This is a genomic window from Lacticaseibacillus yichunensis, from assembly GCF_003946405.1.
Classification (GTDB): Bacteria; Bacillota; Bacilli; order Lactobacillales; family Lactobacillaceae; genus Lacticaseibacillus; species Lacticaseibacillus yichunensis.
Window position 1 is genome coordinate 51,421 of the sequence record NZ_RHOG01000010.1, and the last position, 15,381, is coordinate 66,801.

13 protein-coding genes are annotated in these 15,381 nt (G+C 55.4%); 10 read left to right on the top strand and 3 right to left on the bottom strand.

What is annotated here, in order from left to right; translation table 11 throughout:
* Window positions 1-58 precede the first annotated feature (58 nt).
* Together EKM95_RS04870 and EKM95_RS04875 are read right to left on the bottom strand one after the other, a co-directional pair.
* Window positions 59-826 (bottom strand): alpha/beta hydrolase family protein, encoded by a 768-nt coding sequence (locus EKM95_RS04870; RefSeq protein WP_125696722.1) that lies wholly within the window; start codon window positions 824-826, stop codon window positions 59-61.
* Between the two features lie 33 nt (window positions 827-859).
* The gene (locus tag EKM95_RS04875; protein WP_125696723.1) at window positions 860-3,379 is read right to left on the bottom strand and encodes a TIM-barrel domain-containing protein; all 2,520 of its coding nucleotides are present in this window, start codon (window positions 3,377-3,379) and stop codon (window positions 860-862) included.
* Between the two features lie 86 nt (window positions 3,380-3,465).
* Here EKM95_RS04875 and EKM95_RS04880 point away from each other — a divergent pair, with 86 nt between their 5' ends.
* The 7 genes from EKM95_RS04880 (at window position 3,466) to EKM95_RS04910 (ending at window position 9,408) form a co-directional block, all read left to right on the top strand.
* Complete coding sequence (locus EKM95_RS04880; protein ID WP_125696724.1) at window positions 3,466-4,323, top strand: RluA family pseudouridine synthase; 858 nt, start codon at window positions 3,466-3,468, stop codon at window positions 4,321-4,323.
* A 189-nt stretch (window positions 4,324-4,512) separates the two neighbouring features.
* A complete protein-coding gene (gene rpmG, locus EKM95_RS04885; RefSeq protein WP_125696725.1) occupies window positions 4,513-4,665 on the top strand; it encodes a 50S ribosomal protein L33 in 153 nt (50 codons plus the stop codon).
* Window positions 4,666-4,738: 73 nt separating this feature from the next.
* Entirely contained in the window at window positions 4,739-5,269 is a 531-nt protein-coding gene (locus EKM95_RS04890) for a GNAT family N-acetyltransferase (protein WP_125696726.1), read from the top strand.
* A gap of 104 nt (window positions 5,270-5,373) precedes the next feature.
* On the top strand, window positions 5,374-5,925 hold the full coding sequence (locus tag EKM95_RS04895) for a hypothetical protein (protein WP_125696727.1): 552 nt from the start codon (window positions 5,374-5,376) through the stop codon (window positions 5,923-5,925).
* A gap of 200 nt (window positions 5,926-6,125) precedes the next feature.
* Window positions 6,126-7,799, top strand: coding sequence for an acetolactate synthase AlsS (gene alsS / locus EKM95_RS04900; RefSeq protein ID WP_125696728.1), 1,674 nt, complete (start codon window positions 6,126-6,128; stop codon window positions 7,797-7,799).
* Between the two features lie 9 nt (window positions 7,800-7,808).
* Entirely contained in the window at window positions 7,809-8,531 is a 723-nt protein-coding gene (gene budA, locus EKM95_RS04905; RefSeq protein ID WP_125696729.1) for an acetolactate decarboxylase, read from the top strand.
* 88 nt (window positions 8,532-8,619) lie between these two features.
* Window positions 8,620-9,408 carry a hypothetical protein gene (locus EKM95_RS04910; RefSeq protein ID WP_125696730.1) on the top strand — a complete coding sequence of 263 codons (789 nt, stop codon included), beginning with the start codon at window positions 8,620-8,622 and terminating at the stop codon, window positions 9,406-9,408.
* Between the two features lie 79 nt (window positions 9,409-9,487).
* Here EKM95_RS04910 and EKM95_RS04915 read toward each other — a convergent pair whose 3' ends face one another.
* Window positions 9,488-11,047, bottom strand: a complete 1,560-nt coding sequence (locus EKM95_RS04915; protein ID WP_125696731.1) for a helix-turn-helix domain-containing protein — start codon at window positions 11,045-11,047, stop codon at window positions 9,488-9,490.
* A 257-nt stretch (window positions 11,048-11,304) separates the two neighbouring features.
* On the opposite strand from EKM95_RS04915, the gene EKM95_RS04920 reads away from it, so the two are divergent.
* The 3 genes from EKM95_RS04920 to serS all read left to right on the top strand — a co-directional run bounded on the left by EKM95_RS04920 (window position 11,305) and on the right by serS (window position 15,104).
* Entirely contained in the window at window positions 11,305-12,846 is a 1,542-nt protein-coding gene (locus tag EKM95_RS04920) for a helix-turn-helix domain-containing protein (RefSeq protein WP_164510090.1), read from the top strand.
* Entirely contained in the window at window positions 12,830-13,525 is a 696-nt protein-coding gene (locus tag EKM95_RS04925) for a Crp/Fnr family transcriptional regulator (RefSeq protein ID WP_125696733.1), read from the top strand. Before EKM95_RS04920 ends, EKM95_RS04925 begins: the two co-directional genes overlap by 17 nt.
* Before the next feature lie 298 nt (window positions 13,526-13,823).
* Window positions 13,824-15,104, top strand: coding sequence for a serine--tRNA ligase (gene serS, locus EKM95_RS04930; protein ID WP_125696734.1), 1,281 nt, complete (start codon window positions 13,824-13,826; stop codon window positions 15,102-15,104).
* Window positions 15,105-15,381: the final 277 nt, after the last annotated feature.

The window sequence follows — 15,381 nt, forward strand, 5'->3', positions numbered from 1 at the left end:
GGGACTGGCCGTCTTGTTTACGTGCATACGCGCACGTCGCTTTTGAGCGCTGAGCGATTTATTTTGCCAGATGGTCCGCGAAAAAGCGTAATGTGCTCGGTAGCGCAAACTCAGTATAATCGCGTGCATGCCCGGCGCCTGGCACCACATGTAACATGATATCGCGATCGATTGCGGCGGCGCGGGCGACGAATTGGAGCGCCCCCGAAAGAGGCTGCAGCTCATCCGCCCCATTGAAGAGCAGCGTGGGGCCGAGCGTGTTGGTCAGATGGGCCAGTGGATCGACCGCGTTCAATTTTTCCTGACTCAGGTCGCCGAGATAGGTCTGAACGAAATATTTATAAAAAGCGTCGTGAATCGCGTGACGGTCGGTCAGCCCCAATTCTTGGTCGCCGGCCAGCGCAGGGATGACGGCTTGATGTTCGTTGATCCAGTTGGCGAAATCAAGAATCGCCGACCATGTCACGACTGGATAGCCTGATGCGAGACTGGCTGTCAGAGCCATGGTCCCGCCGACACTGGCACCCAGCAGGCCAATCCGCTGGCGGTCGAACTCGTAGTCGCTGGCTTTGAACCAAGTGAGGAAATTTGTCAGATCGTTTTGCGCGGCTGGAAAAAGCGCGGCCGGGGCGAGGCGGTAATTGATTGCGGCCACGAGGTATCCAGCTTCTGCCAATGCGGTCGCGAGTTCACTGTCCCGGCGCTTATCGCCGCGAAACCAACCGCCGCCGTGAATAAACACCAGCGCGGCCCCATTTGCGTGCCCCGGAACATACAGATCCGCCCGCTGCAAGGCGTCAGTGCCATACGCAATTTCTGCTGTCATTTTGTCCTCCTTTTTCGCGCATGATAACGCGAATTATGCCCGCGTCTCTGTGGCGTTGATGCGCAAGCCGGCTACGTTGATGGTGAGGCGTTTGGCCGGGTCACACACGCCGCAATCAATGGTCAACCCAGATAGCGGCCGCCAGCGGCCCAATGGATCGACCGGCGCTGGGCCGAACGTGGTGTGCACGGCAAGCGGCGCATCGCCAAGCGTGGCTGAGAGCTCGGCGGCACCACTGACGGTTGGGATGAAAATCGTCACCGGCCGCGGGGCGACGGTCTTTTTGCCCTGGCTCCGCGCGATCGTCACGGAAAAATCGGATCCGGTGGCTTTTGTCATCAGCGTGATCAGCGCTTGGTCGCCAGTCTGATAGGCAAGCGTTGCGCCATCATCTTCGACCAGCGTCGTTGTGCGGCTGGCGCCAGGCACGGCCAACACGATCAGATCCGGTTGGGCGGCGGCCGGATTTTGGTGCGGCAAGGTCAAAGGAATCACCGCGCCTGTCCGCAGATACGCGGGAAGCCCAGCAAGTGGGACGGACACATCGGCCAGCGTCTGGCCGCCTTGTTGCCACAGGCCGGTCTGAAGATCGAGCCAACTGCCGGCTGGTAAATAGACATGTGCGCGTTTTGCCGCCCCCGTTGTCGCCAACCCATAGGCATCGATCAGCGGCGCGACGAGCAGGTCGTCGCCGACCAAAAACTGATCCGTGAGATCTTGCGTCAGTGCGTCCTGATCGCCGGTCCACCAAGTTGGCCGCAGCACTGGCGCCCCATTTTCAGCTAAAGCGGCCAGGCTATACAGATATGGCACCAGCATCGTGTGCAGGGCGAGGTACGCCTGGGCGAGGGTTTTGTACGGGGCAGGGGCGTTTTGGCCCAGTAACTTGGGGACATCGCCCCAGCCGTCCATGGCAAAAAAGTGTGGCGTCAGCGCCTTCCACTGTAGGTCGCGCAAGGCGATGAGCGGGTCGCGACCAGCATAAATACCATCCACATCGCTGGCCACATTCACGAGGCCGGATAAGCTGGCTGATAAATAGCTGCCGATATGCGTTTTCAGATTGGCCCAATTGCTGCCGGCTTGATCGCCGCTCCACACCAAGGCGCCGCGCTGGCTCCCCGCCCAACCATCGACGGTGACGATGGCAGGCCGCCGATCGCAGGCACGCATGGCGGCGCCGGCCTCAGCCGTGGCGTTCAGGCCGAATGTATAGCCTTCCCCGACCCATGCAACATCTGTCTTAAGCGCCGTGATGCCGGCTTCTTTGAGTTCGCGTACCAGATCACGCTCGCCTTTTTGCGGATGGGCCGGGTCGGCAGGCGTCAACTTTTTTTGCGTCCACAGGCCCGTTGCGATGCCGCGGCTGGCCGCATAGTCGCGAAAGGCGCGCAAGTTGGTGAGGTCACCGGCGAAGCTCGCCGTTTGACCGTACCCCGCGCCGTAGCCGTCATTTGGCAGCAGCCAGCCCAGCGCGAACCCGTTTTTCCGATAGCGTTCGATCACCGCGCGCGCGGAAAATTGGAAGTCGTGCTCGCCATTCAGTGTTTCGCGAATCGATCGGCGAGGCATGCCATTCTCGTCTGGGTCCAGAAATGTCACCTGGCCGTTGCCATAAACATTGGGGACCAAGGACTGGCCGGCCACGGTGATCGTCCCGCGGCGAAACCCGGTGTTGAACGTCTCGTCGCTGATCGGCTGATATTCTTTATACCAATTGCCATCCTCAAATTGAATGGCACCGGCCGACGCTGCCGTGACCGCGACCCAGTGATCGCGGTTATACGCGTTGAAATGGCCCGGATAAAAGGAAAAACGCGGCAAGCGGACCGGCTTGCCTGTCAACTCAAAATAACCACGAATCATGTCGGCGGGTGTTTGCCCGATGACAAAATAGACATCGCAGACCGGGTCGTCATGACTGAATTCGGCGCCGCGGAAAAGATCGGAGAAGTCATAGGCGCCTTTGGTAAACGTGTTGGCTAGCAGCCCAAATCCTTCTGTGGTCCAGGCAAACGGGACGGGACTGGTTACACCGCCGAGGGTCCAGCGATTCTCTGTCGCGATCGCGATCAGCCGGTCGTTAAGCGACACCATTCCATTTTGCATGCCGCCGCCAAAATAATGTGGCAGGGTCGCGGTGCGTAATCGCAGGGACCAGGCGCCGTCGGAAAATGTCGGCAAGTAGATTGTGACAAGCGGTGCGTCATTTCGACTGAGCCGCAGTTGGCCGTGGGTGAGGGTGAGTTTGACCGCGCCAACGCTGACTTGATCGGCTTTGCTGGCTGTCAGGGGCGTCGTCTCTGCCGCCGTGATGATCGGCGTGCGATAGACCTGGTCAGTGCCGCCAGTTGCCACCGTTTCGTCGCCATTTTTCTCGACTGGCAGCGCGGCCGGAATCGTCGGGTGCGTTGGCCACGCGCCGCCTTGCTTCACGGTCAGACGTAAGAGATGGTCGTTGACGGCAGATAGTCTGCCTTGCCATTGCGTTGTCGTAAAATAAAATGCCCCTTCAGTGAGGTGCTGGTCGATGATTTGAGTTGGGTCTTCCATGTCGGCCTCCTTATACGTTTCCTTCAGTTTACCCCATTCGCCCAGTGAGATTCGGTATAATGAGAGGAATGAAAGGGGCGAGGCAGGTGTATTTTGAATTCACGTATCCAGTCGACCGCGCCACGACCGTCAAACGGCAGCTGGCCGCGGAAGGCGTCAGTCATCGGCTGCTCGCAAAACTATTTGCCGCAGGGGCCGTGCGAAAAAATGGCCAGGTGACTGGCAATCAGCCGGTGCTCCCCGGCGATGAGGTTGGCTTCACGCTGCTCACACAACCGCTGATCGTGCAAAGCCACCAGCCTCTGGTTGTGATCAAGGAGACGCGGGACTGGTTGATCGTCGACAAACCGGTCGGCATGGCCAGCGTGCCTGGTCCCAGCGACCCCACCCACAGCCTGTTGAATGCAGCGACGGGGTATCTGGCCGAACAGGGCATCACGGCACCGCAGCCGGCTGTGATCACCCGCCTCGACCGGGACACTTGTGGTTTGGTGCTGTTGGCCAAACATCCCTTTGCCCAAGGAAAATTGGACCAGCTCGGCGTGGATGCGACGGTGACAAAACTCTATCGCGCCGTGGTCGAGGGGCAGCTTGAGCCCTCGGTTGGACGTATCGATCGACCGCTTGCCAAAGCGCCCGATAGCATTCATCGCCGCGTTGATCCAGCAGGGGTGCGCGCCGTGACGGATTACCGGACATTGACGCTTGGGGCGACGACGAGTCTTGTTGAGGCGCGTCTTGAAACGGGGCGGACGCATCAGATTCGGGTGCACTTTGCCTCGTTGGGACACCCGCTAGTCGGCGATCCGCTGTATGGTCATGGCCAGGCCGACGATCATCAGTTGCTTCAGGCAAGCAAGCTGACCTTCACTGATCCGTTTTCGAATGACGTGATCAAGGCCGAGTTGGCGCTTCCCACTGAGTTCTCGGCTGCATTGCAGTGAATGTCTTTACTATGGAAGAAACGGTGCTGAAAGATGACGTCAAGGATGCCATCAATCGTCCAGATCGAGCTACCTGCTCAGGGCTAAACGCCCCGCTACGCACCCTGTCAATTGATTTTCCTTGACATTTCCCGCTAATTCAGTATGCTTATATAGTTAGTCTAGACTTGATGAGAGAGGTGACAGAAGATGCGTGATCATATTCTTCTTGCCTGTGCCGAAACCGGCGAACGGATCTATCTGACTTCTAAGAACAAGCGTAACACGCCTGATCGTCTGACTTTGAAGAAGTATTCTCCAAAGTTGCGTCGGCGCGTTGAGTTCGTCGAAGTTAAGAAGTAATTCATTCAAACAGGCCTGTTTGAGCCCTACTGCAATTGTGCGGTGGGGGCTTTTTTTGTGTCGGAGGTGCGTAATGCTCAGTGATGGGAAAATTCAGATCCGCCCGTTTCAGGTGGCCGATGCGGCAGCGTTTTTTGCCTACGCAAGTGATCCGGCTGTCACAACCCCTGCCGGAATGGCGCCACTCACGACGATGGATGAGGCGGTGGCCACGGTGACGCGGTACCGCCAGGAACACACGGATCACGCAATCGTTTTTCGAGGCCAGGTGGTGGGGCACATCGGCGTCTACCCGCGGGCAAATGATCCGGCTGACCCGGCATTCATGACACGTGAGATCGGCTATGCACTGGGTCAGCCGTTTTGGGGACAGGGTCTGATGACCGCTGCGGTGCGGTTGGTCTGCGCAGATTTGTTTGCCCGCCAGATCACCGAGATCTGGGCCGGGGTCTTTCCCGACAATGCGCGTTCTGTGCGGCTACTTCGCCACACCGGCTTCCACTATCAGTTCACCGTGCCGCTTCCTGCCAGCCTTTATGGCAAGACGGCAAGCGAAGAGGCCTATTATTGTCTATTACCTGAAAACTGGGCGTCAAAAAAGTGACCGCAATGGAAATTGTTTTTTTTCATTGCTTTTGTTCATTATTACTCGTGGATTTGTTTTGAAAATGATATAATGAAACCAACATTCAAACTGGAGGTTTCAGAATGAGCGTCCAAACAGATTATGATCAGGCCTACACCAAACGTTTGGCGATGATCGAAAAAGATCCGGCGTACACGATCTTGTCGAGTATGAACAAGCCGATGGCCGAGGCCGGTGGACAAGTGAGTCAGTACATCGTCTACACGGATTATCAAAGTAAGCGCCAGCCGCGCAACAGTTTTTCGATATTCGTGTATACGCCATTTGAAAACGTCGATAAATACGGCCACTCCAAGGCAGACTTTCTCGCCCAGCTGCTTTTCGACATCGATCACTGGAAAAACACGATGCACATCACGGTTCTTGAGACGCTTGGCTCTGAAAGTCGCCTAGCCTTTTATGATTTTCAAAATATGGGGCTCGCGCAGCTTGCCCTCAAAGCGTTCATCAATTTGGCGCGGAAGGCTGACGTCAAGGCTCTTGATGGCAATATTAGCTCATTTGACCGCGACAACTTTGCGAAGCTCCAACATATTTTCACCAAGTTTGGCTTTCATTGCCAGACGGAAGATGCAGAGCAGGGAATCGGCCGCATCACACTTAAACTGAATTGATTCATGGCCCACATACACAGGGTCAAAAGAAGCCGGCAGATGGTTGTCAGCTTCTTTTTTTCACGAGTTTTCAAGTACAGTTTCAGGATGAAAGTGAAACAGCTAAGGCGCGTTTAGTTGGGGACTGACAAAATAATATTTTGAAATCAACAACAGAACGCGTATGATATGAAACAGACAACGGAAAGCGAGGCATTGTGATGTCAAACCCTCAGCGCCATGGCGCAAACTTAGTGATCGATAGCCTGATCGCCCATCAAGTCCCCTATGTATTCGGGATTCCGGGCGCAAAGATCGACCGTGTATTCGAACTGCTCGAACATCCCACAACCACTGAGACCCCACAACTGATCATCACCCGGCATGAACAAGATGCGGCATTCATGGCCGCTGCGGTCGGGCGAATGACCGGCCAGCCTGGGGTCGTGCTCACCACATCTGGGCCTGGGGCGGCGAATCTTGCCACAGGCTTGGTGACCGCCACGGCGGAAGGCGACCCAGTTCTAGCACTTGCCGGTCAGGTCCAGCGCAAGGACCTTCTGCGGGCGGCTCACCAGAGTATGAAAAATGCGGAGATGTTTGCCCCCATCACCAAATATGCCGCTGAGGTCCAAGATCCCGACAATGTTTCTGAACTGATTGCCAACGCGTGGCGCGCCGCTGCTTCTGGCAAGCAAGGGGCCAGCTTTGTGTCGATTCCCCAGGACGTGACCGATGCGCCGACAGACGCAGCCGCCATTCGCCCGAGTGTTGCGCCAAAACTCGGCCCGGCCAGCCCCGCGGACATGACCAATTTGGCAACACAGATCAAGGAGGCGGCGCTACCAGTCTTGCTGCTTGGGATGCGCGCCTCATCCGAAGAGGTGACACAGGCGTTGCGGGATCTCCTTGCCACGGCTGATCTGCCAGTCGTTGAGACTTTTCAAGGGGCAGGCATTGTCTCGCATGAACAGGAGCATGATTTCTTCGGTCGCGTCGGGTTGTTCCGCAACCAGCCAGGAGATCAGCTTTTGCAGCAAAGCGACCTAGTGATCGCGATCGGCTATGACCCGGTGGAATACGAACCGCGCAACTGGAATCGCGAAGGTCGCGCGCGCATCATCGTCATCGACGCGCAGCCCAGTGAGATCGACCAACATTTTCAGCCGGAAAGCGAATTGATCGGTGACATCTCCCAGACGCTGTCCATCTTGACGCCGCTGGTGCGCGGCTACCGGGTCGCGCCGAGTGCAAAGCCGATTTTGGAAGGACTGCAGGCGCAGCTCCAGGCCCGCGATGTTCCGCCGGCTTTGACTGAGCAAACGCGCGTGCATCCGCTGAGCATTATCGCGGCACTTCAGGAACGCGTGGATGATCACATGACGGTAGTGGTCGATGTTGGCAGCCATTACATCTGGATGGCGCGCCATTTTCGCAGTTACCAGCCCCGGCGCCTGCTTTTTTCAAATGGCATGCAGACCTTGGGCGTCGCGTTGCCTTGGGCGATCGCCGCGACGCTGGTTCGACCTGGGGAAAAAGCCGTTTCTGTGTCTGGCGACGGCGGGTTCCTATTTTCGGCGATGGAGCTTGAGACGGCCGTGCGCTTGCATAGCGATCTGGTCCACATTATTTGGAATGATGGGCACTACGACATGGTCAAGTTCCAAGAGGAAATGAAATATGGACAGGCGGCCGGTGTTGATTTTGGTCCGGTCGATTTTGTGAAATATGCAGAGGCATTTGGGGCAAAGGGGCTGCGTGTCGACAAGCCGGCCGACCTCTGGCGCGTGCTCGATGAGGCCTTTGCCACCAAGGGACCGGTGATCGTCGATATTCCGGTCGATTATTCGGATAACCGCAAGCTCGGTGACGCGATGTTGCCGGATCAGTTCTAGGAGGCCAAGATGACGAAAAACGATGACCAGTTACTTTACCAACATGGGACGCTGGGCGCCTTGGTGCCCGGATTATTCGCCGGCACCCAGACGCTGACCGAGCTTTTGCGACACGGCGACACCGGCATTGGCACACTGGACGGGCTCGATGGGGAACTGATCATTTTGGCCGGCCAGGTGTATCAAGTGGTTGCCAATGGTCAAGTCCGCGCAATCGCCGACACAGATGCGGCCAAGGTGCCATTTGCCAATGTCCATCACGCGGCGTTTGAGCCGATTGGCCAAGTCGTCGCCGACACCCAGGATGCCTTCGCATACGTTGCGTTGAAACTACTTGGCACCCGCAACCTCTTTGCGGCGGTGCAACTGCACGGGACGTTTGGCCAAGTCACGACGCGAGCGGTGGCCAAGCAGGTGCCGCCGTATCCGACCTTGACTGAAACGGCGGCGGACCAGGCCGTTTTCACGCGGAAAAATGTGACCGGAACGCTGCTTGGCTATTATTCGCCTCAGCTTTATGCGGGCATGGCAACGCCTGGCTTTCATTTGCATTTTCTCAGTGACGCGCATGATTTTGGCGGGCATGTGTTGGCGCTCGGCCAGGTCGCAGGCATGCTGGAGACCCAACTGTTCAGTGACCTTCAACTGCATTTGCCGACGAAAGACACCGCATTTTTGCAGGAAGACCTCGATGGTGATCTGCTCGGCGATATCGCGCAGGCGGAGCATTGATTTTTCAGGCAAGCTCGAATATTTGACAGCGTTTTCACTTGCGAGTAAAATATTGACGTTGGACAAACCGAAGAATGGGGGCCATCGGATGCGGCTTACACCGAGCACCAAGGTCTTTATGTACATGGCAACGATGAGTGGGGACACCGATGTCATGCACGACACCCTTTGGCGCGACCGTTACCGCTTGGATCCGGTACGCACGATGCATGCATTGTTGCGCAACGGGTATATTCAAGCGGGCGGGGCGCCAGGGGATGTTGTGCTGACAGCCAAGGGCCAGTCCGCGCTCAGTGATATTGCCGATCAATTGTGGATCCACGAATATTATCTGCCGGACGTGATCGATTTTGCCCATGCGCGGCGACGCTTCTGGGAACGGCCGATGCAGGGCTATGCGCTAGTGGAACACCTGCTTGATGAGGCGTTGGTCCACTATGGCGATGATCCGGGGTATGCGGCGGTCCTGCTCAGGCACCGGTTGAAGCTCGAACTCGATACCCAGCATGATCAGGCGGCTGCGGCGGCGCTGATGGCCCTGATCGTGCAGGACCTAGAGCCGGGGGATGAATTCGACGCGGCGGCCTTCACGTACACGACCACGTGGGTGAAGATCACGAGCTTTGACAAGCAGACGCTGAAAACACTGCTTGGCCGGCTGAACTGGAGCCTCTCGGATTTTGAGATGCATTTTTCCGATTGGCTGGTGGCCCAACCGCGCAAGGCAACGCTGTTTACCCATTTTGAGATCATGACGATCGTGATGTATGAGATTGCAGACAACGCAGGCCAGCTGACGGCGCTTTATGCCGCCGCAGCCCACCGGATGTTACGAAACAAAATGCTGCCAGCGGTCGACGAGAAAGTTTTGTTATAGCACTAAAAAAGCGTGATGCGGGGAGGCATCACGCTTTTTGTATGGCAGCTAAGCGCTTAGCTGAAACTGGTGCTCTCGCTTAGTCGGCTGCGGCACGGTCCTGTGCGTGCCCACTTGTATTCCTGAGTGCCAGCTTGTTCACAGCGGCTTGTTTTTGCTGATACAGCGCATAAATTCGTTCGTACAATTGATGCCGGTCGGTCACGGTGGCATCGAGGTACCAATCGATCACCTTGGCAGCGTGGCCGTTCAGCCAGCGCTGGATGTCCGACGCCATGTAATCGTCGCGAACTGCAACGACCAGGTCGGCTTCGTCGAGGTCGGCACAAACCGGAAGCCGCGTGGCGATGCCAAGGTCATCGACAAAGTCAAACACGGCGCGGTTCAAAATATCGGTCGGCTCGACCAGCAATTTGAGCTTGACCTTTTCCTCCTCGGTGAACTGGGCGAGGACCGGCACAAACAGGTAAAACAGCAACTCGGCGAAGGCCTCTGGATCGCGTTTGAACGCGCTATAGGCGGGTCGATCGGGCAACGACTCGACAAATTCGATAAATACCTGGCGCTGGCGCTGCTCATGATACGACGATTTATTTGCGCCAAAGAAATCCGCCTGCTTAAAGTAATTGCCGTCCATCAGGTAAAACGAAAACGAAACACGCAGGACGTTGAGCGCCAAGTGGGTCGAACTGTGGAGCTGATCCGCAGACAGCCCCGGGAACCGCGCCGTCAGAAATGGCCCTAGTGCTTCGACCACATCGTTCGCCGGGGTCTTTTGCCTCAGCAGGAATTCCTGCAAGGTCTGCTCGGTGTCAGTCAGAGGGGTGAAATTGATTGTTTTATTTTGATAAAAGTAAAAGAAGCAGCTCTCGGCACGACGGGCTTCAGGGTCGCGCTTGGCGAACAGCTCCTGCTTGTAGATCGTTTCGTCGAAGCTGGCCATCTCGCCAAAGACGTCCTCGAACCGCGCGCAGTAGCCGACATAATGGCCATGTGCCATCCGAATTCGGCAGACGGCCCAAAACAGCTCCTCTTGCAGGGCCGCGATCGGGTCGACCTTGTGTGTTTTAAGCTCATTGTACTGACGGTCCAGCTGGGCAGACGAGATCGATGAAAAGGGCCAGCCTGATCCGTGTGTTGCCAGCCAGTAGAAAACGGTCAAAAAAAGCCGAATCTGTTTTTCATCACCGACAAAACCTGGCAATGTCAGTGACATCTTGATCTGGTACCGGGCCAACAGTTGGCGAAGCGGGGCTGTCTTTCGCAGCAGGGTCGAGCGGCTGATGTAGCGCTCGTTGCAGAACCGGTCGACGCTTGGCCGGCTGCCTTGGACCAGATAATCGACAAATTGATACGCGATCGCGTCTTCCATTAATAAGAAGCGATACTGATCGATCGTCACCCTCAGCGGCAGTGGGCCCATCAAGGACTTTTTCACTGTGGCGCGACTGTCTCCGGTGATTGCGGCCACATCTTCGATCAGCTCTTGGAAAATGTTGTAGGTCTGCTGATAGGAGATGCCGATCTTCGCCGAAAGCTCGGTGATCGTCAGACTATCGGCGTCAAACGCGGTGAGCACACTGAACATCATGAATTTTTGCAGATCCGCTTTTTCAAGAAAGATCTCTTCGAATTGCATGCTCACCCCTCCTTGTGTATTACTTCCCTTTTATCATTCAGTATAGCAAATTTTACAAAAACTGACACTTTTTGGCAATCGGCCCCGGCAAAGTGGGGATTCGATTTGCTTACAAACGTCGGTGAATTTGGTCAAAATCTTGTAAGCATAATTGAAAAGATGGACATTTGCCCTTATAATTTGGAGGCATTGCAGTCCATAATGACGATTTTTGGGGGAGTTTAATAATGCGCGGTCGTGAAGATATTTTCCTGTCAATGTCAGAATCAGAAAAAATGAGCCTATTTCGGCGCATTGTGAACGCGCGGGTGGCGTCCACGCCGGTCGTGGATCGCTTGGCCGGTGAACGGGCGGGGGAGCCATTGATCGAAGAGGTCAACTTGAAGCAGATCGCCTCGCTGACGGGCCGCAATTATGGCAGTGTTTACAACACATACAACGGCCTTGTTGCCGCGCTTGAAACAATGACGCACACGAAAAATGCGTCCATCAAGCGCCTTTTCAACATTCCATCGAGTGATGTCCGGCTGTATTTTGTTCAAAATGGGCATCCGTATCAATTTCTTGAGGCGTTGCTGACGCATGGGTATCCCAACTTTGACGCCTTTTTGCAGGCCATGGACACCTCAAAGGCCACGATGCTACGCCACTTGAAGCCGTTGCGCGAGTTTTCGCGGAAGTTCGGGGTCCGTTTTTCCTATGAGACCTTGCGCATTCAAGGAGACGAAAAGCGCGTTCGGCTGTTTTTGACGATGATCTTCTGGATGGCTACGGATGGGGCGGGCTGGCCCTTTGAACGCGCCTCCCGCGACGAAATGGGTGCCTTGGTCGATCAGGCGGTCGCGCTGTATGATGTGGGGACGCCGAATTTGGTGACGCGCGAGATCGCGATGTATTATGCGGCTGTGTCCAAGCAGCGCGTGGCAGACGGAAACGCCATTGTCTACCAGCCGGAACATTTGACACTGAAGTATCCGGTCGCGAACCTGTTTGAGGCAGAAGCTGGGCCGATGGGGGAGCTCCAACCGCAAATGACCTTGTCCGAGCAACTCGGTGAATCCGCCGCCATGTATTTTCTGTTCAACTTCCTGCCGTTTTATGTCACCACGAGCTCGACCTTGATCGAACAGACCATCCAGCGGTTCAAGCGATACAATCCGGTTATCTATACACTTGTGACCGAATTTTTGGCGAAGCTGCCCGTGGCATTTCTGGAAGATGATCTGTTGCCGAAAGAAACGCTGAATATGCTGAAGGCCAACTTGTTTGCCAACACCGTGTCGTCGCTGGAATTCGGCGAGGATATCTCTGAAATGATCGCCTATGAAGCCAACAATAAGTTGAGCCAGATGCCAGAGAACCCGGCCCTTGCGAAAAAGGTGCGGCAGACGCTGGAGCATGTGATCTTCACCAATCAATTCACCGGGTTGGCGGATATGATCGAGCCACTCAGCCAGTCATACTATCGCAACCTGTTGCAACTAGTCATTCATTTCATTCCGCCGGTCAAAGTCCGCGTTGCGCCTGTCGTTGAACAAAGTGTGCTGGGGTACATCGATCTGCTGTCGTTTTTGATCACGCAGCCGTTTGTCGAGATTGTGTCCCCGGATGAGGACCTGAGCACTGTCGACCTCGTTGTCGAAAGCTCGACGGTGCCAGACGCCAAGGAAAAACGCGGAGGCGCGCTGACCTACAAATGGGCGGCCAGCACCTCCAACGACTGGTACGGGGAATTGTATGCGACGATTCGGCAGTTGTGGGATGAAAAAATGAGCCTGGGGGGTGCGGTCGATTACTGAGCAAACGAAAGAAACGGCTGGCGGGGATCTTTGTGTGCAGGTCGTGCCGATCTTCAATCACCTCCCGCTGTCTGCGTTGACGCAGATTCAGGCGTTGGTCCATCACGTTCATTTTGCCGCTGGCGACACGCTGTATTTAGCCGGCAGTCAGGCGGATGCGCTTTACATCATGCATCAAGGCCAGGTGAAGATCGATCAGGTGACGTCTGGCGGCCGGGATCAGCTGATCCGGCTGCTGGAACCCGGCGATTTCGATGGCGACCAGGCACTGCTTTCGCGGTCTGTGCACCAGGCCGAGGCGGTCGCAATGTCGCCGGTTGTTGCGTGTGTGCTGCGCAAACCGGATTTTCAGCAACTGATTCGTGAGCATCCGGATGTTGGCCTCGCTGTGATGGATGAGCTCGCGCAACGACTGCAGCAGGCCGAAGCACGGGCAACGATGACGGCGACGCAGACCGTGGAAGCCAGGCTGGCCGATTTTTTGCTAAGCCAAGGCCAAGCTGAATTTAAGCTTCCGATGAAGAAAAAAGAGTTAGCCGCATTTTTGAGTACGACCCCGGAATCGATCTCGCGCAAGCTTCGGGATTTTGAAAATGCGGGCTGGCTCAGCCAAACTGGCAGCAAGCAGCTGACTATTTTAGACCGCGCCGCTTTGACCCGCGTGGCGGCGACCGATTGAACGGTTGTCAATGGCCAGCTTTTGCGGTATTGTATGAGCGGAAGAACCATGAAGATCAGTATAGTCAATAAACGTCTGTGCCTATGTGGACTTTTCAGAGAGATGGCGGCCGGTGTGAGCCATCAGCGTCCCTATTCCAGCACAGTGACACGGTCAGCGATGAGCTGGACGGCAGCGTCCGTTATCCGCCTAGAGGGTGGCGCATTGCGTCAAACTTGGGTGGTACCGCGGAAAAAAGCCTTTCGTCCCAATGAGATGAGGGGCTTTTTGTGTACATAGACCAATGAGGAGGACCATTATGCTAGATATCAAAGTATTACGTGCCAAGCCAGACTGGGCTAAGGAAAAACTGGCGGCCCGCGGCGTTAAGCCGGAAGAGATCGATGAAGCGATCGCCCTTGATGACCAAAGACGTGAGGTCATCATGGCAGTCGAGGACCTGAAGGCGAAGCGCAACAGCGCATCTGACGAGATCGGCCGCAAGAAGCGCGCAAAGGAAAATGCCGACGACGCGATCAAAGAAATGCGTGAAGTTGGCCAGCAGATCGCTGCGCTTGATCAGAAGCGGTCTGACCTTGAAGAAAAGGTCAACTACATTATGGTGCGCTTACCGAATTTCCCTGCCGATGACGTCCCAATGTCGCTAGATGAAAATGATGCGCGGGAAGAATATAAATGGGGAAATATTCGCCAATTCGATTTTGCCCCGAAAGCGCACTGGGAGATCGGGGAAAAATTGGGCATCCTTGATTTTGAACGCGCAGCTAAGGTCGCAGGCGCGCGCTTTGTCTATTATAAGGGTGCCGGCGCACGCCTCGAGCGTGCGGTGTACAATTTCTTCCTTGATGAGCACTACAAGGAAGGGTACGAGGAAGTGATCACCCCGTATCTTGTCAACGCGGATTCGATGTTTGGCACTGGTCAGTTTCCAAAGTTCACGGAAGACGTCTACACGATCACCAATGAAGGCGAACCGCTGACCTTGATTCCGACCGCTGAAGTGCCGCTCGTGAATTACTATCGTGGCGAGATCGTCGACAGTGCGAAGCTGCCGATCAGCTTAACCGCCTTGTCGCCTGCGTTTCGATCTGAAGCCGGTAGCGCCGGCCGTGATACCCGTGGCCTGATTCGGATGCATCAGTTCAACAAGGTCGAGATGGTCAAATTCTGCAAGCCAGAAGACTCCTGGAACCAACTCAAGAATTTGATTCACGACGCGGAAGACCTGCTGCAAAAACTGGGTCTCCCGTATCACGTGATCACATTGGCTAGCGGGGATGCCTCGTTTACCTCCGCTAAGACCAATGACCTCGAAGTTTGGATGCCAGCGCAGGATAAGTACCGTGAGATCTCCAGCTGCTCGAATTGCACGGATTTCCAAGCACGGCGCGCACAGATCCGGTATCGCGACGAAAACGGCAAGCCGCAGTTTGTCCACACCCTGAATGGCTCCGGCTTAGCAGTTGGACGCGCAGTCGCTTCGATCTTGGAAAATTATCAAAATGAAGATGGCAGTGTGACCATCCCTGAGGTTCTTGTGCCTTATATGGGCGGCCAGACCGTGATCACAGGTGAATAAAGTTGTACAAAAAGCCGCAGCAGTGCGGCTTTTTCTGTACAGTCTGATGTGCTTTTTGACCTTGGCCAAACTTTTTTGACAAATATCCTTGACGTACCAGGGGGGAGTTGGTACTATATTTAAGTTGTCTTTTGGACAAGTCGTCCTTTGAAAACTGAACAAAGTTTCGTAAATGTGTAGGTGATTCGGCCTTAATTGGTCGGAGAATTAAACATGAGCGAAGTCAATTCGCTAGTAACAACAAATCGAGCTATTCAAACGGCTCATTATATGAGAG